Here is a 25,717-nt window from a genome sequence, read left to right on the forward strand (position 1 = left end):
TGTTTTTATCTCCTTTATAAACTGTGTGCACGGGTGCGTTCTTGACCCCGAAGGGCTCGAATGGCTGTCGTTCTCAGGTTCGTTTCTCAGCTGGGTTTCGGAGCAGGCTGATTATTGAGTGTATGAGGAAAGCAGTGACTATTGCGTCTAAGGCGGGGATCGTGGTGAGTGAAAGAATTCCCCATCCCAACCCGTCACCGGGGCGGGTCGTGCAAAATCCAACCAGGGCCCCGACACCCCACGCGATGAATGGCCACCCGTCAATCTTTGGTGTGTAAGCATCAGAGTTACGTAGCCGTTCGCTGCGTCTGATGAAGAAATCGGCGAGGTAAACTCCACCGTAGGGTGCGATAAATGCCCCCATTATTGAGATGAACGGGATGAAGGCATCGTATATCCCGAGCAGTGCGGCAGAGATAGCGATGACGGCAGCAATCAAGGTGAGTAATCGCCGGGCTACCTGAGGAAAAATGACCGAGAGATTGAGGGCTGCTGAATACAGATTATTTGTGTTGGTCGTCCACTGTGCCAGTGTGAGAACAATGATCGCGATCGCCCCCATACCGAGTATGAAGAACATACGCATGAGATCGTCGATGCCCATGAGGCGAGAGAGGATGATCGTGATCAGGATGATGAACGAGTTTCCCACGAAGAAACCGAAAAATCCGGCGATCATGGCCTGCCGCGGAGTCTTAGCCCACCGGGCAATGTCGGGGGAGATGATGACTCCAAAGATGAAGATGCCTATCACGAGTGACACGGCTCCTCCGAAGGTGAATTCCGCAAGAGTTGGTTTGCCCAGCTCGCTCCCGCCGAAGCGCATGAATGCCAGGAACACTGCGATCAGGAGTGTTCCAATGAGTAGCGGAACTGCCCATTTGCTCAATCTCTCGAGCGCGCGATAGCCCCAGAAGGCCGTAAGCGTCATCATCGTACCTCCCGCGATGATAAGAATCGGCAACGGGACGTTCCATCCGAACAACTCTTCTACCGCTGTTTGTGCGTTGTTGGCGAAAAATCCCGCCTGTACACCGAACCAACCGACTGACGAGATAGCCATTGCGCTGGCGATGACGATCCCTCCCATCCGACCGAAAATTGATCGGGCGATCATCGCGCTCGTGAAACCTGTCGAGGCACCCACATAGGTGCACGCCATCGCAAGAAGTCCGAGCAGGATAGAACCGATAATGGTTGCTCCCAGGGCCGCTTCGAGAGATAAGCCAGCGCCGAGTTGGGCACCGAGGATCGTCCCCGAGATGTCGATGCCGACCGCGATCCAGATTCCTGCAATGGGCACCCACCCTTTCCGTTCTTCAGGGGGGACCGTGGTTCGTTCGTAGTCTGATCGAGTCCCGTTCTTGAAGACGCGAGAGGTGACTGTTGAGGTCTTGTTGTTGACATCAGTTGTCATCGTGATACCTTTCCGTGGGCCCGGAATTAACGCTCAGCGCTGAGGTCACGAAGCTCCAGGTGGAGTTCAACCGTTCGTCGTACAGATCCGGAGGGTAATGTTTTAGCTGCAGGAACAGCCCGTCCATGAGGCAGAGGAAGTGGGACGCAAAGGTGTCGGGATTCAGATCCACGAAGCTCCCGCGGTTTCGCCCTTCTACGTACGTGTCGCGAATATTCGTGAGAAGATCGGACTCTTCAGCACGAAACGGTGTTCTGAGTTTTGGATCCCATACCGGTCCTCCATCCGCCACCGCTCTGAGATGAAAATCGATGAGCTCGGGTCGATCGGTGTAGAAGGTTGGCACTCCGACGAGGAGCTGAAATAGCCTTTCCATCGGGGTGAGTTGCGCAGTTCTCTGGAGGAGGTCGACAAAGAATCGCCGATGTTCGGCTACCGCCGCGGTGTACACCTCAGCAAACAGTTCTTCTTTACTTGCAAAATGCGTGTAGATAGAGGGGGCCTTGATTCCCACCTCGGAGGCGATTTCCCTGAGGGAAGCTCCCGATAAACCTGCGTTCGCGAAGTGTCTGGTTGCGATCAGGAGTATGCGATCTCTAGTCATCGTCTTTGCCTAACTAACGTTCGTTAGGTAGAGCGTAGATGTTAGCTTTTCATCTGTCAAGAGATCGGAGAGAGAAAGATTCGCTTTTGTGCAGCGCCTCGAATTCAGAAAACTAAGAACGATGGTTCATAATTCACGACAGGCTCAAGCTGTAAAGCGGGTATTGAAAATCGGAAAAAAAGAAGTCAGAAGCTGAGCCTGGGAGCGTGCGGCGGGCCGCTCGGTATCGCGCCGGAGAGGTCTGCTTGGTCGCTCGTCTTGGTTCGCCCCAGCTGGATGCGACATTTATCTCGGTAACGTTGGCTTTGTGATGTTGGGGACGCAAACCTTCACGTAGCGGTTAAAGTTATGGGCAAGGTATTCTGTGTAGAAGCTGACTATTCTCATGATTGGAGCAAGCATGACCTACCCGGAAACAAACACTCCTCAAATAGACTCTCCTCGGAGGGACGTCACAAATGGCTTTGGTATCACGGGAATGGTGCTCGGTATCATTGCGCTAGTATTCTCGCCTCTACCCGTTATTAACCTCCTCGCGCTGATTCTTGCAATTCTTGGTCTTATTTTTGGCATTATCGGGCTTGCCGTGAAGGGACGTAGCAAGGGCACCGCTCTTGCGGGAACGATCATATCCACTATCGCAACCATTGTTAGTGTGACTTTGTTTATCGTTTACGCTTCCTTTTTTAATGCCGTGATACACGCGTCCGGCCTTATCAAAGAGGAGGCGGAGCGAATCGTTGCGCGCCATACCCCGGTATCCGTTGAGTATCAGATGACGGGCAGCGGCGCGGCAGACGTCTCGTTTTCATCGTATATTGATGGCGCTTGGGAGATGTATCACGAGCAGCCGCAACTGCCGTGGAGCACGGAGACCGACGGTAGGGTTGCTCATTTTGACGTGTTGAAGTTGAACGGGACCAATCGAGCGGACTCCACCGGTGAGATCAATTGCAAGATACTTATTGACGGCAAAGTTATTGCCGAAGAGACCAACAGCGGTTCTCTGGCTCGAGTAACCTGTCGGGTAACGGGCCGGCAAATTATCGCACAGGTCGACTAGGAGACGGGTTCTTCTCACCACAGGAGGGACGAGTCGGTTCGTGGGGTGCGAGTGTCGTCTCTCCTGCTGGTATGCGTGACCCTAAGCCCTAGCTTGCGGGAGCCGACGCAGACACCTGCGCGGCGGGGGCATGCGAGGGTGCGGGAGTTGTTGAGGACTCCGTAGAGTGGGCACCCGGACCCTGCCCCAGGGCGGCCGCCTCCATCAGCGTTTTGTTCTGCACCCGATCTATCCAGGCCAAAGCTAACGCCGAAACGATGAAGGTCAGGTGAATAATCACCTGCCACATAACGCCCTGGCTGGTGAAGAGAGCGTCGGCCTTTTCTGCCTGTGCGCCCTTACCCCCTATGGGGCCAACCTCAATGAAGGTTTTGAGAAGATGAATCGACGAGATGCTGATGATCGAGATTGACAGTTTGATCTTGAGCAGGTTCGCGTTGACATGTGAAAGCCAATCGGGCTCGTCAGGGTGCCCCTCAACACGAACCTTAGAGACAAAGATCTCGTACCCGCCAATGATCACCATGATGAGCAGGTTGGCAATCATCACAACGTCGATGAGGCCCAGCACCGTCAACATGATGGCAGCTTCGGTGATACCTTCTCCGCCCGCAAACACGCTCTCAATGAGATGCCACAGCTCGATCATAAAGACAACAACATAGACGGCCTGGGCAACAATAAGCCCGAGGTACAGCGGTGCCTGGAGCCAGCGGCTGGTGAAGATAATGTATCCGAGGGCTCTAGAGGTAGCGCCCACCGGTTTTTGGTGTCGGCCTGTTACTGGGGTGGTGGGGTGGCGTTGCAAAAGCTTCCTTCACGTTCTGGTGGTTAGACTTTAGTATTTTAGCGTCTGATTTTAATGATTTTGCTGAGAATTTTGGCTCGTTCCAGATGGCTGCGTATATTTAGTTGCGTGGCTACTCTTGACGACCTCCCGCTCCGCCCCGATCTTGTGGGGAAAAAACCCTACGGTGCCCCGCAGGATGCGGCATCTATTAATCTCAATGTGAACGAGAATCCGCATCCAATTCCCGAGGAGGTTGCGGCTGATATTGTGTCTTCTCTTGCGACAGAGGTGACTCGTGCCAACCGCTATCCCGACCGCGATTTTGGTGAATTGCGAGAATCGCTTGCCCGCTACCTGGGGCACGGCCTTACCGTTGATAACCTCTGGGCCGCAAACGGGTCCAACGAGATCTTGCAACAGGTGCTTCAGGCGTTTGGCGGCCCGGGTCGCAGCCTGCTGAGCTTTGTGCCTACCTATTCGATGTACCCGCTGCTTGCAAGCGGCACGGGAACCGAGTGGATCCCCGTCCCCCGCGGCACGGACTTTTCTCTCTCTGCCGAAGACGCTGTGGCCGCCGTGCGCGCACACACCCCGGACATCACAATTATCTGTACCCCCAACAACCCCACCGGCACCCCGATGCCGCTTGATACTATTCGAGCGCTCTACGATGTGACCAATGGGATTGTGGTGGTGGACGAGGCCTACGCTGAGTTTGGTTCGGAGGCCTACGAGTCAGCCCTCACACTACTGCCGGGCCGAGACCGTCTCCTCGTGTCGCGCACCATGAGTAAGGCATTTGCTTTTGCCGGTGTGCGTATCGGTTACCTAGCGGGAAACCCTGCGGCGATTGACGCTATGCACCTGGTCCGCTTGCCGTATCACCTCTCCGCACTCACCCAGGCGGCGGGTATCGCCGCGTTGCGGCACAGCACCACCATGCTCGCCGCGGTAGGCGCGATGCGCGATGAAAGAGTTCGTATCGCTCGTGCGCTGAGCGATATGGGATACACCGTGCACCCCAGTGAGGGCAACTTCGTGCTGTTTGGGGGAGTGAGTAACCCGCAGGCGACATTTGAGGCTTTGCGGGGGCAGGGCATCCTGATTCGTGATGTGGGAATCCCCGGACACCTCCGGGTAAGCGTGGGGACCCACAGCGAGACCTCCCTGTTCCTCGAGAAAATCGCGCAGCTACCTCGCTAAGGCCCGTGCGGTTATCCCGCTCACCACTCAGCGATAGGATGGAACGCATGACAGAGGAACTTGCGACGCGCGCCCCGAGAACCGCTAGTATTCACAGGAGCACCAGCGAATCGAGTATCGAGCTTGAGCTTAATCTAGACGGAACAGGTGAATCTCATATCAGCACCACGGTCCCGTTCTTTGACCACATGCTCAACGCCTTTGCAAAGCATTCCCTCACCGATCTCACGGTGAGAGCTACCGGGGACACCCACATCGATATTCACCACACGGTTGAGGATACCGGGATAGCGCTGGGTCAGGCGATCCTTGAGGCGCTCGGACGCAAGTCTGGCATTGCCCGGTATGGCGATGCGCTGGTTCCGCTGGACGAGGCGCTGGCCCAGGCTGTCATCGATATTTCTGGGCGCCCCTATCTGGTGCACAGCGGCGAGCCGCAGGGGTTTGAGTTTCACCTGATCGGTGGTCACTTTACCGGCTCTATGGTGCGCCATTTTTTTGAGGCGATTACCCTGAACGCGAGGCTTACCGCACACATTCGGCTGCTTGAGGGCCGCGACCCGCACCACATTGCGGAGGCGGAGTTTAAAGCCTTTGCACGGGCGTTTCGGCAGGCTAAAGCGTTTGATGCCGCGGTATCCGGGATTCCCTCGACTAAGGGCGCGCTGTGAGTTCGCCACGCGTTGTTGTTTTTGATTACGGCTCGGGAAACGTACACTCGGTGGTTCGTGCCCTGGAAAAGGCCGGTGCGGACGCCGTGCTCACCTCCGACCGCAAACAGGCAATGGAGGCTCACGGCCTGGTTGTTCCCGGGGTCGGTGCGTTTCAAGCCGTCATGAATCAGCTTAACGCGGTTCGCGGTACCGAATTGATCGATAGGCGTCTTGCCGGGGGCCGAGCGGTCTTTGGTATCTGCGTCGGTCTACAGGTGATGTTCGAGAGGGGAATTGAGCGGGGAGTTACTACGGAGGGTCTGGGGGAGTGGCCGGGACAGGTCACCCAGCTAGACGCACCGATTCTTCCGCACATCGGGTGGAGCCACGTAGAGGCTCCCGATAACTCGGTACTCTTCCGGGGGCTTGACCAGGAACGTTTTTATTTTGTCCACTCAAACGGTGCGCAGGAGTGGAGCCTCGATCCCCACCCGGCGATCCCGAGGCCCGCGGTTACCTGGGCGGAATACGGTTCCCGCTTTATCGCGGCAGTAGAAAACGGTCCACTGATGGCGACACAGTTTCATCCCGAAAAATCTGGGGATGCGGGTATTCGCCTGCTTTCGCACTGGCTTGGCACTCTCGGGTAAACCTGGCTAGAATTTCCCTTTGGGTGCGGACGCAATAATGCGGGCACCCCACGAATAAGTAGGACAGCATGAGCGAATTTAATAAGCGCCCTCGACTGGAACTTCTCCCGGCCGTGGATGTGGCGGGGGGTAAGGCGGTTCGCCTCACCCAGGGCGAGGCGGGAACTGAAACAAACTACGGTTCTCCCGTCGACGCGGCCTATGACTGGGTGGAGCAGGGAGCCGAGTGGATCCACCTGGTTGACCTGGACGCCGCTTTTGGGCGCGGGAATAACGCCTCGGTGATCCGCAAGGTGATCAAGCAGAGTCGGGGAGTGAAGATTGAGCTATCCGGTGGCATCCGTGATGATGCGAGCCTTGAGGCAGCCCTTTCACTGGATCCCAAACGGGTTAACCTCGGAACCGCCGCTCTCGAAAACCCCGAGTGGACTCGAAGCGTGATCGCGCAGTATGGCGAACTCATCGCGGTGGGTCTTGATGTGCGCGGTAATACCCTGGCGGCGCGTGGCTGGACTCGGGAGGGTGGCGACCTCTGGGAGGTGCTTGATCGTCTCGAAGACGCCGGATGCACACGCTATGTTGTCACTGACGTCACCAAAGACGGCACGCTTCAGGGGCCAAACCTCGATCTATTACGCAAGATTCTTCAGCGCACCCACCGTCCGGTTGTGGCGTCTGGCGGCGTATCAAGCCTGGACGACCTGGCCGCCCTGCGTGAGCTGGTTCCGTATGGGCTTGAGGGCGCCATCGTGGGGAAAGCCCTCTACGCGGGGGCGTTCACTCTGCCGGAGGCGCTCGACGTCGCGGGCGACTAGTTGAGAGAGAAATATGGCCGCAAAAAATCTGGGTTCCACACATCAGGCGGGTGCCCCCTCGCTCAGCCTTGGTGAGCAACCGCACGCGGATTCAGCGGGGCAGCCCTGGGCGGGACGCTCATTTGAGAGCAACGATTTTGCGGGTGACGATGGCAAGATGCCCGAGCAGCTGCGTGCCGCGCTGAGCGCCTTCCACAACAAACAGTCCGATATCACCGGTGTTATTGACGCTTTTCGTGAGTCGAGACTCCTGATACCCCTCATCGCGGAGGCGGGTGAGGTGGGTGTTACCCCGGCGGGGAAGGTTGTCGATAAGACGCAGGAGCTATCGATCGTGACGGTGGCGGCTCCGGACGGACGTAAGGCCCTCCCCGTGTTTTCATCTGTCGAGGCGATGGGACGCTGGAGCTCGGACGCCAGGCCCGTTCCCGCCGACGGCGTTCGGGTAGCCTTGGCCGCAGCGGGAGATGAAACGAGCCTGGTGGTGCTCGACCCCGGATCGGACACCCAGTTTGTGCTCCGTCGGCCGGCCGTGTGGGCTATCGCCCAATCGCTGCCCTGGCAGCCCGCCTGGAGTGACCCAGAGATCAACGCCGTGTTTGAGCGCTCAATAGCAGAGGTACCCGAGGTGGTTTCGGTGGAGCTTGCCGATGGTGACCCCTCGGCCACGCTTGTGGCTCCGGAAACACTTGTGACACTGCGGCTTGTCCCCGGCCTTGACCGTGAGCGTGTGGATGCCCTGTTGCTCTCTCTGCAGCGCCTCTGGGGGCAGAGCGAGGTGATCGCAGAGAGGGTAGACTCACTCGCCCTCAAGCTTGCGTCACAATAATTTTGGATTTTTACCTCTATAACGGAATTCTTTGGCGCGAGTGAGCGTTATTCCGTGAGGAGAGTGTTTATCCCACGCACACCAACCCTCGCAGAGCGGCCTGTAGGGATGACATGAGCGTAACTCAGTGACATATAAGTCGTTTTTATGAATCGCAGCCGGAGAATTAAAAGATCATGACAGAAAATACCTCACACACACCACTCCGAGCCTCGGTCGATACCGTCACGAAGGCCGGGGCATCACACGAGGGATGGGTTATCGGTCGTGGCCGAGCGGTAACAGCCCCCACTGGAAACCTAGCCCTTATCGAGACTCGTTGGCACACCTCCGACGGGCCAAACGCGGCCGAGGAACAGGTGGGGCAGCCGAGCAATATCACCGTTACCGATATTCAACGGACAAACCCGGACACGGGCGCTATCGAAACCGGTGTGCGGCTGTGGGACGCGACCTCCGAGGCAATTCAGAACTTCGATCACATCGACACGTTTCCCTTCAACCCCGAGTGGGTTGTGGAAGCCCAGTTTACGCCGGTGGATGCGGAGCGAGTCATCCCGTTTGAGCACATCCGCGACAACGGGGGGACCCGTGACCTGGTGGTCCCCGGAGATATCTCCCTCACCCTCGAGGGTGAGGAGTACACCCTCAGCGCGTTTGACGATAACGGCACCCTGCTCCTCGTATTTGCCGACCCCACCAACGGGGCGGCAGACTCCAGTATCGCAACCTACTCCCCGGGGCGTTTTCTGCGCATTCCCACCCAGCTTGCCCGGGGAGAAGCGGGAGTGGTTGTGCTCGACTTTAATCGGGCCTTTGTGCCCCCCTGCGGTTTCTCGCCGCACTACAACTGCCCGCTTCCGCCCGCCCAGAATCGTCTAAAAACAGCGGTTCTTGCCGGTGAGAAAAAAGTAGTGAATAAGTGACCGTCAGCGTCGATAAATAACCATCAACACGAGGAGCCCCCCACATTGAAGAAAAAACCCCTGCTTTTTGCTGCCCTGGGTCTGGCCACCGCCCTGATACTGAGCGGCTGCGCCGGTAGCGGCAACGGCGCTACAGCCGACGGTTCTCCCGATCCTAACGCGGTGATCGAGATCGGCTCGCTCTATGAGCCGGGTAATCTTGATAACACCGGTGGTGGTGGTCAGGGCGTAACGGAGGCGTTCTCGGGCAACGTATACGAGGGATTGTCGCGGATCAACGATGACGGAAGCCAATCTCTGCTGTTGGCTGAGTCGATCGACCGCTCAGAAGACGGCCTCACCTACACCGCCACGCTGCGCGAGGGGGTCATCTTCCACTCGGGAAAACAACTTACCGCAGCCGATGTCAAGTCGAGCGTGGAGCGGGTTATAGCCGAGGAATCAAAAGCCGCTCGCAAAAATAGTTTTCGGGTGATCTCGAGCATTGAAACCCCGGATGAGAGCACGGTCGTGTTTAATCTGAGCGCCCCCTCCATCTCCTTCCCCTATCTCCTCAGCTACGTGTGGGTCGTCAATAGCGAGGCTACAGACATCTCGGCCACCGAAGACGGAACCGGCCCGTACACTCTAGGCGAGTGGCGACGCGGAAACTCGCTCAGTCTTGAGCGTTTTGACCAATACTGGGGTGAGAAAGCCCAGAACCAAGAGGTGGTCTTTAACTACTTCACCGACGCAACGGCCCTCAGTAACGCACTGCTTACCGGAGCGGTTGATGTGGTCACGAGTATCCAAAGTCCCGACTCGCTGGCACAGTTCGAGGGTAACTCCGACTACACCGTTAGCGAGGGAACCTCCACTACCAAAGAACTGCTTGCCTTCAATAATAGGGTGGCACCCTTTGATAATACGCTTGTGCGCAAGGCACTATACTCGGCGATCGATCGTGAAAAACTTCTTGATTCGATCTGGGGCGGACACGGAACCCTCATCGGTTCTATGGTTCCCCCGAGCGACCCCTGGTACAAAGACCTGGTCGATGTGAACCCCTACGACGTTGATCTGGCTAAGCAGCAGCTTGCGGAGGCCGGTTACGCAGACGGTTTTGAATTTACCCTCGACACCCCAAACTACGACCCTCATCCCGTTGTTGCGGAGTTTGTGAAGAGCGAGCTGGCCAAGGTCGGTGTGATCGTGAATATCAACGTGATTACGGCGGACGAGTGGTACTCCAAGGTGTTTACCGAGAGAGACTTTGAGGCCACACTCCAGGAGCACGTGAACGACCGTGATGTGGTGTGGTACGGAAATCCTGACTTCTACTGGGGCTACAATAACCCCGAGGTGACCCAGCTGGTCACCGAGGCGGAGCAGGCAGCAAGCACCGATGAGCAGACCGAAAAACTCATCCGGGTTAACGAGATCACTGCCGAGGATGCGGCCAGCCTCTGGCTCTACCTGTACCCACAGATTGTGGTGGCAGCCAACAACGTCTCCGGTTACCCGGTGAACGGTCTTAACTCACAGTTCTTCGTCTACGACATCGTGAAGAACTAGACAGGGTTTAAGATTCATAGATGACCACCTATCTGCTTAGGCGACTGCTCTTTTTGCTGCTGTCCCTCATCGCGGCGATGGTGGTCATCTTTGTGCTGCTTCGACTACTTCCGGGTGACCCGGCAAACGCGCTGCTGTCGGTGGACGCAACCCCGGAGCAGATCGCGGCCGCGCGGGCCGAGATGGGTTCTGATCGTCCGCTGTTTGAACAGTTTGTGAGCTGGGTCGGACAGATTGTGACACTCGATCTGGGCAACTCCTTTGTTAGCGGTCAACCCGTGCTTCCCGAGGTACTGAGTCGGTTGCAGGTGACGCTGCCGCTCACCTTCATCTCCTTTGTCATAGCCACCATACTGTCGCTGGTCATCGGCTTTATTGCGGGATATCGCGCGGATCGCTGGTACGGTACGGTGCTCTCCGGCTTTGCCCAATTGGGGGTGGCCGTGCCCGTTTTTTGGGTGGGCATCCTTCTGGTGTGGGCGTTTGCGCTGGGTCTGCAGCTGCTTCCCTCCGGAGGCTTTCCGCGAACGGAGTGGGCAGATCCGGGCCGGGCTCTCACCTCCCTTATCCTTCCCGTGGCGACAATCGTGATTGTCATGACCGCCTCGCTCTCGCGCTACGTGCGCTCGGCAACCGTGGACGTGGTGGGGAGCGACTACCTGCGCACATCGCGGGCGCTTGGTTCCAGTTTTGGGCAGGCGATGCTGATGCACGGGGTGCGAAACGGCTCGGTTCCGGTGATTGCTATTCTGGGGATCGAGCTTGCCACCACGTTTCTTGGTGCCGTGGTGGTGGAGAGCGTTTTTACGTTGCCTGGCATCGGGAGCATGCTTCTACAGGCGATCGCCCAGCACGACTATCCGAGCATCCAGGCTGTTCTCTTGTTTAGCACGATCTTTGTGTTGCTGGTGGGTTTTATCGCGGATATTGCCCAGCGGCTGGTTGATCCGCGACTGCGCACAAGCATTTCGGGAAATAGGTGATCGTGAAATCTTCTCCCACCCTTATCATCGGTTCAATCCTCGCGGGAATTATTTTGATGTTGGCGATCGTTTCGCTCTTTTGGTTACCCTATAGTCCCGCCGACACGAGCGGGGGTCGCCTTGAACCACCGAGCGCCGAGCACTGGTTAGGAACCGACAGGCTGGGGCGCGACCTAGCCACCCAGCTCATGATTGGTGCGCGCATTGCCTTTCAGGTGGGGATCGGCGCGGTGGTGATCAGCGCAATTCTGGGCATCACGATTGGGCTCTGCGCTGCTTTTGCCTCCTCCTGGTTGGATGACGGTATCTCGTCGATTCTAGACATCGTTATTGCCTTTCCCACCCTGTTACTCGCCATGCTGATCGTGGCGGTACAGGGGGCCTCCACATGGTCGGTGATTCTTGCCCTAGGCATCGCGCTCTCGGCGATCGTGGCCCGCCTCACGCGGGTGGTGGCTCGGGGCATTCTCTCTCGGCAATACATTGTGGCCGCACGAATCTCCGGTACGGGCCGCTGGGGAACCATTTGGCGACACGTGATGCCCAATACCTGGCCCACCATCTCCGTTGCCCTGGCGCTTCAATTTGGTATTGCCGTGCTGGCGGAGTCGAGCCTGTCCTACCTGGGCTTGGGCGCGCCGCCACCAAACGCGTCGTGGGGACGCCTGCTACAGGAGGCGCAGGGAACCGTGCTGACCGCGCCGGTGGGGGCCATCGCCCCCGGAGTGGCACTTGTGATGCTGGTGATCGGCGTAAACTTTGTTGCCGACGGGCTCCGAGACGTTGTTGACCCCACTCGCAGGAGGTCACGATGACATCTATTCTTCGCATTGCCGATCTCAGCATCACAACCTCCACCGGTGCCCGTGTGCTCGACGGCGTAGACTTGGAGATCTCGCGGGGTGAGCGAGTGGGTCTCATCGGCGAATCGGGTTCGGGAAAGTCCCTCACCGCGCTGGCCTCCGTGGGACTCCTACCCCGGTCTATGAGCGTAACGGGCAGTATCCTGCTTGATTCCACCCAGGTGGTGGGAGCCTCGGAACGGCAGCTGATTCCACTGCGGGGAAGTGTTGCCTCGCTCGTTTTCCAGGAGCCCCTCACCGCTCTCGACCCCCTGATGCGTCTCGGTAACCAGCTCAAAGTACCGCTTCGACGGCATCAAAAAATCTCGGGTGTGCGCCTGGAGGATGCCGTTACCGCGGCGCTGCGCGAGGTGCAGATTGAGGATACCGAAAGAATCTCTCGCTCGTATCCGCACGAGGTTTCTGGTGGTCAGCGGCAACGGGTGGCGATTGCGCTGGCTCTTGCGTGCCTCCCGCAGCTTCTGATTGCCGACGAACCCACAACCGCCCTCGACGTCACCGTCCAGGCCGATGTGCTCGACCTGCTCGACACCCTAGTGAAGGAGCGCGGGATGGCCCTGCTCTTTATCAGTCACGATCTGGCGGTGGTGTCGCGGATCACGCGGCGGGCCGTGGTGCTCCAGCGGGGAAGTCTGGTAGAGGACGGCCCGATCTCTCGGATACTCTCCGACCCACAGCACCCTTATACACAAGACTTGGTGACAAGTGCGCGGGAGCTCGACTCCGTTCTCGACGGATTGGCAACGAGTGAACGCTCCGGCGCGGTGGGGGAGGAGACGCCTTGAGCGCACAATCGACACGGGATGACACGCACCCGCTGCTTGAGCTAGAGGGCGTGAGTTTCTCGTACCCCTCGGCATCCCGGGTGGTATTAGAAGACATATCGCTCGTTGCCAGCCGCGGTGTCAACGTGGGTGTTGTGGGCGAATCCGGTGCCGGAAAATCCACCCTCCTCTCGCTTCTTCTCGGGCTTCAAAAACCCACGCGGGGGCGGGTGTTGTTTCGCGGCGGGGATATTCCCGTGGGCGCGCAGCGGACTATGCGTGATTTTCGCCGCAGCGTACAGATGGTGTTCCAGGACCCCTACTCGTCCCTTGATCCCCGGCAGAGGGTGCGCGACATTATCGCTGAGCCCTTGCGCTCGCTGCGATTGGGGGACGTGTCGTCGCGCGTAAACGCGGTTGCGGAAGCCTTGGTTGCGGTGGGGCTCTCGCCGGACGCCGCTGCGCGCTACCCCCACGAGTTTTCGGGAGGTCAGCGCCAGCGTATCGCCATAGCCCGGGCAATCGCCCCCCAACCCGAGTTGCTGCTTGCCGACGAGCCGGTGAGCGCTCTCGATATGACAACCCGCGTGTCTATTCTGGAACTCCTGGGGAGCGTGGGAAGGGAGAGGAATATGTCCGTCATCATGGTGTCACACGACCTCTCTGCGGTTGCGACGCTATGCCAGCAGACGGTTGTGCTCCAAAACGGGCGGGTGGTGGAGCAGGGGAACACCGGCGATATCCTGGGTGCCCCCGCGGACCCTTACACGGCCCGGCTTGTGGCCTCGGTGCCGCGGCTGCCCGGGATTCGCGGCTAAAACACTGCCTGAAATATTGCTCCAGTGCGGGTCAGCCTGTGGCGGTGATTCGACCGCAGTGACGTGCTGCGCGGGCGCGTGTTCCACAACGGGTGGTGCACCAGTGTTGAAGTAGGCTTGGAGCGCCCTGGTGCAAGGGGGCTGTAGCGCCGTTGACCGGGTGACATCCCATAAGATTGCTTGTACGCTGTGGTTGTGGTGAGCGAAACAACGCTGTATAGACAAACTTTGACCACCTCTTTGGTTCGTAAGTTATCGAGTTCTATTCGGGGGCGTTTGATTCAGAGGGTAGGTGTCCGATGTCTTGGTGGATGATTGCAGGGCTGGTAGCTGTTGGGCTGGTAGCTTTGGATCGTTTGTTGCTCTGGTGTGAGTCTCGTGGGTGGGTTTTTTACCGTAAACGTAAGCCCACAGGAGGCGGTTCTGCAATCTAGGCATCGCAGTCGAGCTATTTCAACCTGCGCAACACAGTGTGGTGCAGGAGCTAGAAGAGCAGTCGCAACGTGTGGAAGAAGCAGAAGATGGAGCCCCGTTTGATCGGGAAAGAGCGCTTTTGCCCCCTGATCTGGCTAATCCACGTGTGAGCTGCGGGTTGGGCAGCTGTGGGAGTCCTTAGTTAACCGGCCCCGTCCACTTTTCGCCGGGCCCCTTGCCGATGGGGTCGGGAATGACCGAGGCCTCGCGGAAAGCCAGCTGCAGCGAGCGCAGTCCGTCGCGTAGGCTCCGGGCGTGCATATCGCTGATCTCGGGTGCACCCGCGGTGATGAGTCCGGCGAGGGCGTTGATGAGTTTGCGGGCCTCATCGAGGTCGATCTGGTTCTCGGGGTCGTCGGCGAGCCCACACTTTACGGCGGCGGCGCTCATGAGGTGAACCGAGGTTGTCGTGATGACCTCCACCGCGGGGACGTCGGCGATATCGCGGCCCGCGGATTCTGCCTCGCGCGCAGCCTTTTCGGAAAATCGTGCCTGATGCGCGGCCTCGTGTGCGGCGTTGCTACTGTCGGGACTTAGCGAGGGTGTGTCGCTCATGGAGGCTCTTCTTTCCGTGTCTTTTTGCACACTGCTGTGCGACTGTTATTTGCTCGGGGTTTCTGATATCATTTTTGAGGCTCTGGAACTTATATGTTTCAGTACGAAAGTGGATTATCTCCCACCCGCGCTTGACCGCTAATACAAGGTTACCGGGTAGATTACACTCCGCTTAACCGTTTCCGTCAGGTAATGGTGAGGTAGTTTAGGGTGTTATTAAAAGGTGCCGTACCCTCGGGTGCTGTTCCCAGGAAAGATGCTCCGATTTCGTAGCTTGCCCGATCCGATCGGTTGAGAGGCTATAGAAATTTTAGTTAGGAGCAACGCATCAGCGATCCCCGTACAAATGAACGTATCCGCGTCCCAGAAGTTCGACTGGTGGGAGCCAGCGGTGAACAGGTTGGCGTCGTGGCGATTGAGGTTGCCCTTCGCCTAGCTGCCGAAGCAGACCTCGATTTGGTAGAGGTTGCACCCAACTCAAAGCCTCCCGTTGCCAAGATCATGGATTATGGCAAGTTCAAGTACGAGGCCGCGCAAAAGGCAAAAGAGGCCCGTCGCAATCAGGCCAACACCGTCCTTAAAGAGGTGCGCTTCCGTCTCAAGATTGATACGCACGATTACGAAACTAAGCGTAAGCGTGCCGAGGGCTTCCTCAAACAGGGCGACAAGGTCAAGGCAATGATTCTGTTTCGCGGGCGTGAGCAATCGCGTCCCGAGCAGGGTGTGCGTCTTCTTCAGACCTTCTCTGAAGACGTTGCCGAGTTTGGAAGTGTAGAATCAAGCCCGACCATTGATGGGCGCAACATGGTTATGGTTATTGCCCCGCTCAAAAATAAGGCCGAGGCAAAGGCCGAGGCCAACGCAAACCGCTCAAATAAGCGTGCGCAGAGTAACCGTGCCGAATCAACCGAGGCCACATCCGAGGCTGATTCAGGCAAGAGCGCGGACGCGTCCGCAGAATAAGACTTTTGTCACCCGGTGACAAAACCAATAAGGAGAAATAATGCCTAAGATGAAGACCCACTCGGGCGCTAAAAAGCGTTTCAAGGTGACGGGTTCCGGCAAGCTGAAGAAGCAGCAGGCCGGTATGCGCCACAACCTTGAGGGCAAGTCCAGCCGTCGTACGCGCCGCCTTAACCAGGATCAGATTGTGTCCAAGGCTGATACTAAGGGTGTAAACAGGCTCCTCGGTCGCGGCTAGAACCCAGCGACACAGCCAAATTTTTAACGTAAAGGAAAACCAGAAATGGCAAGAGTAAAAAGAGCCGTCAACGCTCATAAGAAGCGTCGCGTTATTCTTGAGCGCGCAAAGGGCTACCGGGGACAGCGTTCACGCCTGTACCGCAAGGCAAAGGAGCAAACGCTTCACTCGTTTGTGTACCAGTACCGTGACCGTCGTCAGCGCAAGGGCGACTTCCGTCGCCTGTGGATTCAGCGCATCAACGCCGCATCTCGTGCAAACGGCCTCACCTATAACCGTCTCATCCAGGGTCTGGGTCTTGCCGGTATTGAGGTAGACCGCCGTATGCTTGCCGATCTGGCGGTGCATGAGCCCAAAACCTTTGCCGCTCTGGTAGAGGCTGCACGTGCGGCTCTCCCCGCCGACACCTCTGCACCAAAGGTTTCTGCTGAGAGCTAGAGCTCTCAAAGGTGCGTAAACCCCCTGTTTGCCGTGGCGGACAGGGGGTTTACGCATTGTCGGGAGAGTCCGCCCCATAGCGTCTTATCTTCGTCCGGGTCCGTATAGTTGACAATCGAATCGCTGAGGCGAGCAAAGCGTTAGGCAGTGAGCTGTTGTGCTGCCCGAAGTCCGCTGATCCAGGCGCCGTGCACGGTCGACGGATAGTCTTGGTCAGTTGCTTCCCCCGCCAGATATACTCGCTCGCCAATAGGGCGTGTGAGTGCGACCCGATCCTCCCGGGTTGCGCCCACCGGTGCAAAAGAGTAGGAGCCCAGGGCGAAGGGGTCGGTTGACCACTGAGTCGTTATTGTTGCGGTAGGGTTCGGAACTGAGTTTCCGTGGATGTCGCGGAGTACTTCAACCGCTGCCGCTTCCACATCAACCGGGTCGGCTCGTTCGAGCTCGCGCGCATATGTGCCGCCGTTAAACGCCATGAGTACGTCTGAGTGTGCGTGCTTAGGCGTAAGCCATCCGGACCAGTGAGCAGCCTGTGGATCAACGTACCCAAACCAGTCATGAGTGCTGTCCCAGAAGGGTTTATCAAAGAGCAGGAAAGTTTTACTGAGACAGCCTACGCCTAAGCGTTCTATGGCCGCTCGAGTATCTGGCTCAGGTTCTGGTGAGAACCTTATCTTTTCGGCCTGAAGAATCGCGAGCGGTACCGTTACTACGGCATAGTCGGCAGTAATGACGCCCGCGCTCGTGGTCAAACTGACCCCGGAGCTGTTCTGTTCTACAGCCGACACGGTCACGTTGAACTGAATGTCCAGTTTTTGTGCAATGGGAGCAAAGACTGCACTGTACCCCTCGGGGAGGAGCACGTCACGGCCTCCAAAATCGTCTGCCCCCTCTTCATCGACGAAGAATTTCGCTGATGTGATATCGGCATCAGAGGCGGTATCTATTTCGACGATACCGGCAAGGACAAACCTGGCGTATGCCCGATCGGATACAGAACCGTCATCGAATAGTGAGTGGGTTCTCAAAACATCGAGAATGGAAGTGTCTTCTGACTCGTAGCTGAGTGTTGCAAGGCTTTGTGTAATGGCAGAGTTCCAGTACTCGAGATCGAGAGTGGGGGCGGGCAACACGCTTGAGCGATGAACCTCAACATCGTCCTGGTCCGTTTCTATTAGTCGTGCTCCCGAAGCTCGGGCCAGGTCTGTGATTGGATTCCCCCGGGGATCATGGATCCAGGAGGCACCAAGATCGATTGTGCGCCCGTTCCACGTGGTGGTGTGTACTCGACCACCGCTTCGGAAGCTTCCCTCAAGAACGGTGACTTCTTTTCCTGAGGCCTGCAGGGCTGTCGCTGCAGACAGGCCGGCGACCCCTGCTCCCACAACTACCACACGATTTCCATCTCGGGTTTGTTGAGTTGAATCGGCGCATGCAGAAACTGCGTCAAGCGAAAAGGCGGCAACTGCACCGCCTAGCAGGGTGCGACGAGAGAAAAGAGGAAGGTTAGGCATAAGATCCTTCTGTGGATGTGTAAGTCACGATTCAAGTATTAAAGAGGTGTTCTTCGCCGATCATGGAACATCAATGTAACATTTATTCCTGAATCTGTGAGGCAGATCTAGCGTTGGACTTGGATATCGGCTTTTCTGTCGACCGCATCCGACCGTCATATGGAGGGTTTTGGTGTTCTAGCGGGGATCGGGTTGCGGTGTGTCTGTGGTGGGTTGGGGGTGTGCTTTGTGGCGTTGGGGAAGAAAATAGAGGAAGAGAACTGTGCCTATGATTAGGGCGCTGGTGATGAGGCCGAGGGGGGTTTGGAGTAGTCCCGTGAGGCTGCCGAGGTAGGGAATGACGAATATTGTTTTCCATACCTCGGTGACGGTGTAGGGGCGAGGGTCGTTTGTGTCGTTTGCATCTCCGCGGAGGATGAGGGTTGTTTCGCCGGCGGCTGTGTTGGCCTCCACGACGCGGTGGGTCACGAGGCCATCGTGATCGAGCCGCTGGGTGGTAACAACGTCTCCTATCTGTATTTCACTTGCCGCGGTTTTTTGCGCGAGGATCAGGGATCCGGTGGGGATTGCCGGCTCCATTGAACCGGTTGCCACGATTGCCGGCCTGATGTGGAAGATAAGGGCGACGAGAAAGAAGAGGAGACAGAGGGCGCCGATGATTGCCAAGAGGGTGAGAAGGACGGACCGGATAAGGCTGAGCGTGCGCATAGGGTAAACGGGTTTCTTTGTGACAGTGTGGTGTTTGGTGAGATGCGGTGGTTTAGGGTGTGGTGGACGTTCCTGTGAACTGTAGGGCGAGGGCGGTAAGGCCTCCGTTGAAGGATGGGGTCACGGAGCTGCTGAGGTGAATCATGACGGTGATGGTGGTGGTGCTTTGTGGGGGGAGGGGTGTGGTGAGGGGGGTTCCGTTGGGTAGGGCGGGGAATCCGAGGGGGGTGAGGGTGCCTAGGTTTCCTGATGCGTTTTGTATGGTTGCCCCCTCTTGCGGGTTGGAGGTGGAGTTGCCGACGATGAGTTCGTTGGTGAGGGAGTTGACGATGGTGATGCGGACGAAGGGCGTGATGTTGGGAGCGTTTCCGACGGCTCCTGTTCCTATGGGGATGACGGAGACCTGCGTTGCAGAGGGGAGAGTTTCTGTGTTGTTGAAGACTGTGGTTTGGAACGTGATGGTGCGTCCGGGGACGAGGGCGTTTTTGCCGGGGATGGGTAGGGTGAGGCTTTCTTCGGGATTGGCGTGGGCGATGGTGTTGTCTGGGAGAACCGTGGCGATGCTAAACGGGGGAGCACCGATTCCGGTTTGGCCTCCGAGCCGGAGTGCTGCGTTATCAATGCGGGTAGCTCCTGTGGTTCCGATTCCGAGGATGAGGAGGAGTCCCGCAGACATCCACAGCCACCTGGCTGCGGGGGGTGTGGAGCGTTTATGCTTCAGGGCGGTGTGAGACTTCCGCGAATTTTCTGGACGGGGTGAGCGATGCCGCCCCGGGTGCGAGTGGTTTTTCATGAGTCAACTCCGGGCAGCCTTAATAGTGTGATGGGTTGGGAGGGTGCGAGGGGTGTTGTGCTGACTCCCCAATTATTGCGAACGGAGGAGTGTGTGTTGGTGTTGGATCCGCTTGTTGACCCGCCCCAGAGGCGCATGTGACCGTCTGTTGTGAGGGCCATTCCCGTGTAGCCAAAGCCGCCGATGTCTGTAACGGTTGCGCCCAGGGCAACAATTTGTGTCGGTGTCTGGAGATTAGTGCGGGACATGGCTCCCGTCCAGGGGTCGGGGCCGCCCGCAAAGCTGTAGCGTCCGTAAATATAGAGCGAGTTATTTGTTCCGAGGAGCAGGACATATTCCTGGGTGGCGGCGAACTTTTGGATGCGAACATTACCGGGGAGTGCGAGAGGTGTGGGGGTATTGTTGGCAACGGGTGTGTTGCTAGCACGGCCCGTTCCCTGCTGAGACCCATTTCCCCAGGTGATGACTTGTCCGGTGTTGAGAAACATCTGATTACCAAAGGAGTGGCCGGTGAGGGTCTGGATCGTGCAGGTGTCCTGGGGGGAGCCAGCGACAGTTCCCGGGTTATTGCAGCCTGATTGTGCATACGTTGAGAGGGTATTGGAGCGCTGAGGAGAAAACACAATGCCGACAACGTTATCGCCAGAAGGAGAACCCGCAAAAGAGTAGCCATCGTTTGCTCTGCCCCACCACACAACGTTATTGTTTCCCATGACCGCCCACCCGTTCCAGGTGCCTGATCCAATGGAGTGTGCGCCCTGGAGGATGCGTTGGGGGGTGGGACTTGAGGCGGTTGGTGTTCCCTGGCCGGTGATGCCATGATCTTGTGCCCAGCCCCAGGTGTAGACGGCCCCGTTTTGGGTGAGGGCTATAAAGACTCCTGCGGTGGAAATGAGATCGACCACGGTGCCGTCACCGGTGGGTATGTTTACTCTTCCGGGGGTGAAGAAGGTTGCTCCGGTTCCGGGGCGCCCCATGACGTTGTTGACCTGGTTGCCGCCCCAGGTGTAGACAATTCCGTCGTGTGAGAGGGCTGCTATGCCGGTCATGTCGAAGTTGGAGGGGAAGAAATTGTCGTGGCTCACTCCGGCAACTTTGATAATTCTGCGCTGTCCACCCGGGCCGGTATAGCCGTCATTGGGAAGAATAACTCGGGAGGGGGGTGCGGTGCCGGGCACGCTAGCCACGCCTGTGCCGGAGAGTCCGTTCTCGCGGAATCCCCATACCCAGAGGGTTCCGTCCGTCTGGATCGACATCCCCGTGTTGGCGATGTAGGTGTTGGTCGCTTTAAATCCTGATCCTGCCGTGCGAAGAGCGTTTGGGCTGGTGCTGGGTGTGATAGCTGTGGCTCTGTCGGTGTAAGCGGCAGAACTGTGGGGAGTGTAGGTTATGCCGAGAGGGACAGTAACGATGAGAGCGGCGAGGAGAGCGAAGCGGAGGAGAGGCTTACGGCGAGTCATGGTTTTTGCCCTTTCTCTTTTGCATAAGCGACGTGATAGTGAGGTAGGTTCCGACTCCTAGTGTGAGGAACAGCAACCAGAAGAGGAATGGTGTGTTTGCGTGTCCGGTGAACGCGAGCCCGTCGTCGGGTTGTGTACCGGGTATGAGCGGTGGCTTTTGAGGGGTGTGTGCTGTGGCGGTGAGGGTGAATGTTAGTGTTTGGGATGCTCCTTGAAATTGGTTTCCCGTGGTGTTCGGAAGAGAGACTGTTGAATCGATAACGATTGTTTCTTGAGGATGTAGAGAACCGAGCGAGAGGGTGCGGTTGTGCAGCTCACACAGTGTGGTGTTGGCCGTGTGTTGCCCGTTCACCGTGACGGTGAGTTGGAGTAGCTGATCGATGGAGTCTTTTTGTTCACATGCGGGAAGGCGGGGCTCTTGGTCGTGGGTGAGGACGAGGGAAATTTCTGCGGGGGTGTTGCCGGGGTTGGTGGCGTTGAGGGCCCAAGACGAGGAGTGTCCGGGGAATGGCATGGGAACGGTTACTGATTCCGGGGTGAGGTGTAGTAGTGGATTCTCCACAGCGATTGCGGGGATTGGTGCCGCGCTGAGCCCGGTTGCGAGAAGGATGCCCCACAGGAGCAGAGTGGGCTTGGGGCGGTAAATAGTGTGCCGGTTCATGAGGTGGACCCGTTGAAATTGATTCCGAGCGCGAGAGTTCGGTTGAAAAAGTATGGGTTTCCAAGGGCCCCCGGCATGTTGATTGATACGGTAACGGTTTGGGGAATGTTCTGTCTCCAATTGTTGAGGATCACCGGTTGGGCATTGATTTGTGCTGCGGTGAGTGCGGTTCTTACCGGTGTGCCGTTGACCGAGACGGTGAAGAGGGCGACATTATAGGGGTCTGCGCCCGTGGGGTATCCGGGGTCTGGCGGCCGGACTCCTGTGTAGGCGTTAAACAGTTGTAGTGTGACCGGTCCCGAGGCCTCGGTGAGCGTGACGACGGAGAGGTCAAAAGTGGCGGTTCGAGGGGAGCCGATAGTGTTGATCAGTCCTACGTTAGAGGTGTCCACTACGTAAGCAGGGTTGTCCCCCTGGGTAACATTCCCGTCGCGGTCGATCAGTGCGATGTCGTATCGGCCTCCGATAGCACCTGCGGTACCAACGCCAAAGGTTGAGGTGTCGGTGAAGGCGGCCAGCGTGGTTGAGATGGTGGCCGGGAGGAGCCCCGCGATAGCGAGTATACCTGCGCAGATCTTTGCGTGGCGTTGAACGCGTGGGGGGCGTCGGGTATGGCGTGGCGTGTGGTCTTTGTGAGGCGGGTTGGCGCGCGGAATGTGATTTTTGTGTGATGAACGTTTGTGGTATCTATGAGCGGATTGCCTGTTCATGTATTTGTCCCGATGAATTGGAATTCCAGCCCGGTTTTTTTGTCTATCCATTCTTCGTCGTGTTGGGGGGTGAGTCGAATCTGGACATCGAGTATCGCGTACTCCTCCGAGATGAGTGTTTCTGGAAGGGAGATATGTGCCAGCTGGGTTGCGGGGATATCCTGTGCGATAGTGGTCTGTCCCTGTTTGACTGTGACAGCTAGCTGGTTGAAGAGGTATTCTCCATCAGCGGGGTTTCTACCGGGGATTGGAGTGGGGCGAAGTGAGAGTGTGATGCTTGTTGCGGTGAGTGGACTTTCGTTGCGCACTGCCATTCTGAGCTTGAGCGGATGGTCAGGCGTTATGGAATTCTCCGCGAGTTCAACGGTGTAGGAGCGGCCGGTGTGTCTGTTCCAGTCTTCTATTGTTGGTGTCCAATTGAGTTGTGCGTTTCCGATGGCAGCGATTCTCAAGGTGTTTTGCTCTCCCTGAAGCAGAACGCTGCTGCTTTGCCACTGGGTAATCATTGCGGAGGTGAGGAGGGCTGCGAGGCAGAGGAAGATTCCACTGCTAAGTATGAAACGTATTGGTGCTTTCACAACCCTCCTCCTCTCATCTTTGGTTGGCATGCGCTATGGGGTTAGGTAATTGAGGTGGCGTTGAAGTTTGCCTGCAGGAAGGCTCTGAGCCCGTTAAGCGAGTTGTCGGTGTGAGTAGACCCCGAGTCTGCTTGGGTGAGTAGGGTGATGGTGACCCTAACGGATGACTCCTCACCCGCGCCGAGGCGGTTCAGGGTGAGAGGGGTTCGAAAATTACTAAAGCTCTGTACCCCGGAGTCAATTGGGGAACCATTAAGACTTGTTGCTGGCTGGGTTACCTGAAACCGGAGACTTGCAAGATAGTTTGCGGAAGTGACGTCTGTTGGCGTGTCTGCGAGCTGAATAAGTCCCAGGGTGACAGCGGAATTAATGTTGGTTGAGTCGTTTCGGATGGGAATATCGACAGAGATCGAAGGACCGCCCGGAAAAATACTGTTTGCACCGGCGATAGCGATGGGTGCACCCCCGGGGGTGTTGGCTTCCTGCCAGGTATCAGGAATTATTGCGCCCGTCACGGGATCTGTTCCAACGACTTGAAAGTTGAACCCGTCGGTGCCTATGCCGCTAGCGCCAAGGTTGAGATTTGCAAAGTCTGTAAACACGGCACTGGTTACGAGGATTGCCACTCCCACGAGACTTCCCAAGGCGATAACTGCTCTTTTGCGTCCTTTTCGGTGTTGTGTGGTGGGAACTGGTGGTGGAGTATCGAGGAGCTGGAGGGGGGCGGTGGGAGTTGATGTGCTGTGAGCTGAGTACATGTTGTCTCTCTACAATCTGTGTTGTTTTACGGGGTTTCCAGGAAGGTCTTTGTGAAATTTGATCCAAGTGTAATTTATTGCTACGGCGTGCTCAATCAGTGATTTTTCAATATTTTTTAAATCAGCCTAAAAATTAAAATCTGATAGAAATTTGTCTCGGTGTATTAATCTTCATAAGTTATCTGAAGTAAACGCAGAAGGGGTTATTGGTTTCAGTCGCATAGGTTTTATATAAGCAAAACTAATGTTTATTAAAGTGAGGGTTATATATTCTTCTGATATCTCACAGAGTCTTGCGGTTATTGCCTTGCATTTAATATTTTTAAGATCATTAGTGATCGGCATAATTTTTAAAGTGTTGACGGACTTTATGTCGACTTTTTCCTTTGATTGAGGGGCCTTTCACCCCGGGCGGGTTTTTAACGCGCTGTGGGCTGTGGGCTGTGTTTGTGACATCGACTGTTGGTGCGGCTGCTGGTAGCTGTCGTGAGTGAGGGGGTTTCCGACGGTGTCTCTGTCTGGCATTAAACAGAGACAAGCTCCTATCGAGGGCCTTTCACGTAGTCCTGTGTGTGTTTGCCTTTACCGAGAAGTGATCTGATATTTGGGTGGGTTTTTATCGTGGGAGATAATTTTTTCTGTGGGGGAGTCGTCTCTTGGAATGTTTTTCAATTGACCAAACTTCACCCTAATTGTGTGGAGAATAATGCGAGCAAAGAGGAAATCTTTCCATCTCTGGGGAGAGAACGGAGTGGGGTTGTCAGCGGCAAGGCCTGCCGCGGCGAGACGGATGAGGATGCGCTGAAGTCGAATCGCAACCCCTGGCGACTGTGGAGGTAGTTATTCCACCTGCGGGCGCTTCAAGCACTACCGCGCGGTTAGCCTTTGAGGAAGGCCTGCTCATCTAGACTGAGAACATGCTTGAAAATCCCCGTTCGCCGCGTGTTCGTTCCATTGCTAGACTCGCCAAAAAAACTGTGCGCCAGGAAGCGGGCTATTTTCTTCTTGAAGGCCCGCAGGCCGTTCGTGAGGCGCTCACCTATAAACCCGAGTTGCTAAGCGACCTCTTTGGTACCCCCACCGCCGTGGAGCGCCATCAAGACATCACAAACCTCGCGGCAGAGGCGGGGCACGAGATCGAGTTTGTCACCGAAGAGGTGCTTGCATCCATGGCCGATACCGTTACGCCGCAGGGATTTATTGCGATCTGTCGCCAGTTTCCCACCGCGCTCAAAGACATCTTTTCCGAAGATCTTAAACTCATTGTGATCCTTCAGGAGGTCCGTGACCCGGGTAACGCCGGAACTATTATTCGTGCGGCAGACTCCGCGGGTGCCGACGCCGTGATCCTCACCGGGCGCAGCGTAGATCTCTACAACCCCAAGGTAGTGCGCTCGACCACGGGGTCACTGTTTCATCTTCCCGTTGCGGTCGATGCTTCGCTTGAGGACGTGCGTGACCGGGCCGCGGCGGTAGGGCTCACGGTGCTTGCTGCGGACACCGGCGGGGAAAGCCTGTTAGAGGCTCGCCGGGACGGAACCCTGGCACGGCCCACCGCTTGGCTCTTTGGGAACGAGGCTCGCGGGCTCAGCGACGAGGAGCTTGCCCTGGCTGATCGTGTGTTTACGGTGCCAATCTATGGGAGTGCGGAGTCTATGAATCTGGCCACCGCGGCATCGGTCTGTCTCTACGAGAGCGCGTTTGCGCAGCGTGGTTCTTGAGGGCATGGCCTGATTCCTCTCTTGCGGCCCCTCCAAGCCTTGCCGTTAGCTGAGTGTTGCGATGAGGAAGAGGTGCAAGAGGCTGGCTTCGTGGCGACGTGAGAACTCAACAATCAGATTGGACTCACTGTGAAGCCTCTATATAACTTCGCCCCCCGGAGAAGATAGGTAATCACCGGTACGGGTTGAGTAGTGCGGCATAGCCACAGGGGTG

Annotated in this window: 28 protein-coding genes; 16 read left to right on the forward strand and 12 right to left on the reverse strand. The window is 57.0% G+C overall.

All coding sequences use genetic code 11. The annotated features are described in order from the left end of the window. Positions 1–73 precede the first annotated feature (73 nt). Positions 74–1,417, reverse strand: coding sequence for a cytosine permease (locus FrondiHNR_RS03000; protein WP_279353764.1), 1,344 nt, complete (start codon positions 1,415–1,417; stop codon positions 74–76). Further along, positions 1,407–2,021, reverse strand: coding sequence for a TetR/AcrR family transcriptional regulator (locus tag FrondiHNR_RS03005; RefSeq protein WP_279353765.1), 615 nt, complete (start codon positions 2,019–2,021; stop codon positions 1,407–1,409). Before FrondiHNR_RS03005 ends, FrondiHNR_RS03000 begins: the two co-directional genes overlap by 11 nt. Positions 2,022–2,421: 400 nt before the next feature. Between FrondiHNR_RS03005 and FrondiHNR_RS03010 the strand changes: the two genes are divergently transcribed. Next, positions 2,422–3,084, forward strand: a complete 663-nt coding sequence (locus FrondiHNR_RS03010) for an MmpS family transport accessory protein (RefSeq protein WP_279353766.1) — start codon at positions 2,422–2,424, stop codon at positions 3,082–3,084. Positions 3,085–3,172: 88 nt separating this feature from the next. Here the strand turns inward: FrondiHNR_RS03010 and FrondiHNR_RS03015 are convergent, their stop codons facing one another. Continuing rightward, entirely contained in the window at positions 3,173–3,892 is a 720-nt protein-coding gene (locus FrondiHNR_RS03015) for a TIGR00645 family protein (protein ID WP_279353767.1), read from the reverse strand. Positions 3,893–4,000: 108 nt separating this feature from the next. Here FrondiHNR_RS03015 and FrondiHNR_RS03020 point away from each other — a divergent pair, with 108 nt between their 5' ends. The 11 genes from FrondiHNR_RS03020 to FrondiHNR_RS03070 all read left to right on the forward strand — a co-directional run bounded on the left by FrondiHNR_RS03020 (position 4,001) and on the right by FrondiHNR_RS03070 (position 13,932). Continuing rightward, complete coding sequence (locus FrondiHNR_RS03020; RefSeq protein WP_279353768.1) at positions 4,001–5,077, forward strand: histidinol-phosphate transaminase; 1,077 nt, start codon at positions 4,001–4,003, stop codon at positions 5,075–5,077. A 47-nt stretch (positions 5,078–5,124) separates the two neighbouring features. Beyond that, positions 5,125–5,748 carry an imidazoleglycerol-phosphate dehydratase HisB gene (gene hisB / locus FrondiHNR_RS03025; RefSeq protein WP_279353769.1) on the forward strand — a complete coding sequence of 208 codons (624 nt, stop codon included), beginning with the start codon at positions 5,125–5,127 and terminating at the stop codon, positions 5,746–5,748. After that, on the forward strand, positions 5,745–6,380 hold the full coding sequence (hisH, locus tag FrondiHNR_RS03030; protein WP_279353770.1) for an imidazole glycerol phosphate synthase subunit HisH: 636 nt from the start codon (positions 5,745–5,747) through the stop codon (positions 6,378–6,380). Before hisB ends, hisH begins: the two co-directional genes overlap by 4 nt. 68 nt (positions 6,381–6,448) lie before the next feature. Beyond that, the gene (priA, locus tag FrondiHNR_RS03035) at positions 6,449–7,195 is read left to right on the forward strand and encodes a bifunctional 1-(5-phosphoribosyl)-5-((5-phosphoribosylamino)methylideneamino)imidazole-4-carboxamide isomerase/phosphoribosylanthranilate isomerase PriA (protein WP_279353771.1); all 747 of its coding nucleotides are present in this window, start codon (positions 6,449–6,451) and stop codon (positions 7,193–7,195) included. 13 nt (positions 7,196–7,208) lie between these two features. Beyond that, the gene (locus FrondiHNR_RS03040) at positions 7,209–8,024 is read left to right on the forward strand and encodes an SseB family protein (RefSeq protein ID WP_279353772.1); all 816 of its coding nucleotides are present in this window, start codon (positions 7,209–7,211) and stop codon (positions 8,022–8,024) included. Between the two features lie 176 nt (positions 8,025–8,200). Beyond that, a complete protein-coding gene (locus FrondiHNR_RS03045; protein ID WP_279353773.1) occupies positions 8,201–8,950 on the forward strand; it encodes a DUF1684 domain-containing protein in 750 nt (249 codons plus the stop codon). A gap of 45 nt (positions 8,951–8,995) precedes the next feature. Next, entirely contained in the window at positions 8,996–10,504 is a 1,509-nt protein-coding gene (locus FrondiHNR_RS03050; protein ID WP_279353774.1) for an ABC transporter substrate-binding protein, read from the forward strand. A 20-nt stretch (positions 10,505–10,524) separates the two neighbouring features. After that, positions 10,525–11,487 carry an ABC transporter permease gene (locus FrondiHNR_RS03055; protein WP_279353775.1) on the forward strand — a complete coding sequence of 321 codons (963 nt, stop codon included), beginning with the start codon at positions 10,525–10,527 and terminating at the stop codon, positions 11,485–11,487. Positions 11,488–11,489: 2 nt separating this feature from the next. After that, complete coding sequence (locus tag FrondiHNR_RS03060) at positions 11,490–12,302, forward strand: ABC transporter permease (RefSeq protein WP_279353776.1); 813 nt, start codon at positions 11,490–11,492, stop codon at positions 12,300–12,302. Next, on the forward strand, positions 12,299–13,135 hold the full coding sequence (locus tag FrondiHNR_RS03065; RefSeq protein ID WP_279353777.1) for an ABC transporter ATP-binding protein: 837 nt from the start codon (positions 12,299–12,301) through the stop codon (positions 13,133–13,135). The genes FrondiHNR_RS03060 and FrondiHNR_RS03065 overlap by 4 nt, the downstream gene beginning before the upstream one ends. Further along, entirely contained in the window at positions 13,132–13,932 is an 801-nt protein-coding gene (locus tag FrondiHNR_RS03070) for an ABC transporter ATP-binding protein (RefSeq protein WP_279353778.1), read from the forward strand. The genes FrondiHNR_RS03065 and FrondiHNR_RS03070 overlap by 4 nt, the downstream gene beginning before the upstream one ends. 612 nt (positions 13,933–14,544) lie before the next feature. Here the strand turns inward: FrondiHNR_RS03070 and FrondiHNR_RS03075 are convergent. Then, positions 14,545–14,961, reverse strand: coding sequence for a DUF1844 domain-containing protein (locus FrondiHNR_RS03075; protein ID WP_279353779.1), 417 nt, complete (start codon positions 14,959–14,961; stop codon positions 14,545–14,547). A gap of 327 nt (positions 14,962–15,288) precedes the next feature. Here FrondiHNR_RS03075 and infC point away from each other — a divergent pair, with 327 nt between their 5' ends. Genes infC through rplT form a run of 3 tightly spaced genes read left to right on the forward strand, consistent with a single transcriptional unit; the run spans position 15,289 to position 16,600 of the window. After that, on the forward strand, positions 15,289–15,924 hold the full coding sequence (gene infC / locus FrondiHNR_RS03080; protein WP_279354456.1) for a translation initiation factor IF-3: 636 nt from the start codon (positions 15,289–15,291) through the stop codon (positions 15,922–15,924). 40 nt (positions 15,925–15,964) lie between these two features. After that, positions 15,965–16,162, forward strand: a complete 198-nt coding sequence (gene rpmI / locus FrondiHNR_RS03085) for a 50S ribosomal protein L35 (protein WP_279353780.1) — start codon at positions 15,965–15,967, stop codon at positions 16,160–16,162. A gap of 45 nt (positions 16,163–16,207) precedes the next feature. Continuing rightward, on the forward strand, positions 16,208–16,600 hold the full coding sequence (rplT, locus tag FrondiHNR_RS03090; protein WP_279353781.1) for a 50S ribosomal protein L20: 393 nt from the start codon (positions 16,208–16,210) through the stop codon (positions 16,598–16,600). A 140-nt stretch (positions 16,601–16,740) separates the two neighbouring features. Here the strand turns inward: rplT and FrondiHNR_RS03095 are convergent, their stop codons facing one another. The 8 genes from FrondiHNR_RS03095 to FrondiHNR_RS03130 form a co-directional block, all read right to left on the reverse strand. Further along, positions 16,741–18,114, reverse strand: coding sequence for an NAD(P)/FAD-dependent oxidoreductase (locus FrondiHNR_RS03095; RefSeq protein WP_279353782.1), 1,374 nt, complete (start codon positions 18,112–18,114; stop codon positions 16,741–16,743). A gap of 177 nt (positions 18,115–18,291) precedes the next feature. Next, positions 18,292–18,822 carry a signal peptidase I gene (locus tag FrondiHNR_RS03100; RefSeq protein ID WP_279353783.1) on the reverse strand — a complete coding sequence of 177 codons (531 nt, stop codon included), beginning with the start codon at positions 18,820–18,822 and terminating at the stop codon, positions 18,292–18,294. 52 nt (positions 18,823–18,874) lie between these two features. Beyond that, entirely contained in the window at positions 18,875–19,615 is a 741-nt protein-coding gene (locus FrondiHNR_RS03105; RefSeq protein ID WP_279353785.1) for a hypothetical protein, read from the reverse strand. After that, positions 19,612–21,075, reverse strand: coding sequence for a hypothetical protein (locus tag FrondiHNR_RS03110; protein ID WP_279353787.1), 1,464 nt, complete (start codon positions 21,073–21,075; stop codon positions 19,612–19,614). Before FrondiHNR_RS03110 ends, FrondiHNR_RS03105 begins: the two co-directional genes overlap by 4 nt. After that, on the reverse strand, positions 21,062–21,736 hold the full coding sequence (locus tag FrondiHNR_RS03115; protein WP_279353789.1) for a hypothetical protein: 675 nt from the start codon (positions 21,734–21,736) through the stop codon (positions 21,062–21,064). The genes FrondiHNR_RS03110 and FrondiHNR_RS03115 overlap by 14 nt, the downstream gene beginning before the upstream one ends. Beyond that, positions 21,733–22,446, reverse strand: a complete 714-nt coding sequence (locus FrondiHNR_RS03120; RefSeq protein WP_279353790.1) for a hypothetical protein — start codon at positions 22,444–22,446, stop codon at positions 21,733–21,735. The genes FrondiHNR_RS03115 and FrondiHNR_RS03120 overlap by 4 nt, the downstream gene beginning before the upstream one ends. Continuing rightward, positions 22,443–23,024 (reverse strand): hypothetical protein, encoded by a 582-nt coding sequence (locus tag FrondiHNR_RS03125; protein ID WP_279353791.1) that lies wholly within the window; start codon positions 23,022–23,024, stop codon positions 22,443–22,445. The genes FrondiHNR_RS03120 and FrondiHNR_RS03125 overlap by 4 nt, the downstream gene beginning before the upstream one ends. A gap of 41 nt (positions 23,025–23,065) precedes the next feature. Further along, entirely contained in the window at positions 23,066–23,782 is a 717-nt protein-coding gene (locus tag FrondiHNR_RS03130) for a hypothetical protein (protein ID WP_279353792.1), read from the reverse strand. Positions 23,783–24,699: 917 nt separating this feature from the next. Between FrondiHNR_RS03130 and FrondiHNR_RS03135 the strand changes: the two genes are divergently transcribed. Then, complete coding sequence (locus FrondiHNR_RS03135) at positions 24,700–25,503, forward strand: RNA methyltransferase (RefSeq protein WP_279353793.1); 804 nt, start codon at positions 24,700–24,702, stop codon at positions 25,501–25,503. Positions 25,504–25,717: the final 214 nt, after the last annotated feature.

Source organism: Lysinibacter sp. HNR, from assembly GCF_029760935.1.
GTDB lineage: Bacteria > Actinomycetota > Actinomycetes > Actinomycetales > Microbacteriaceae > HNR.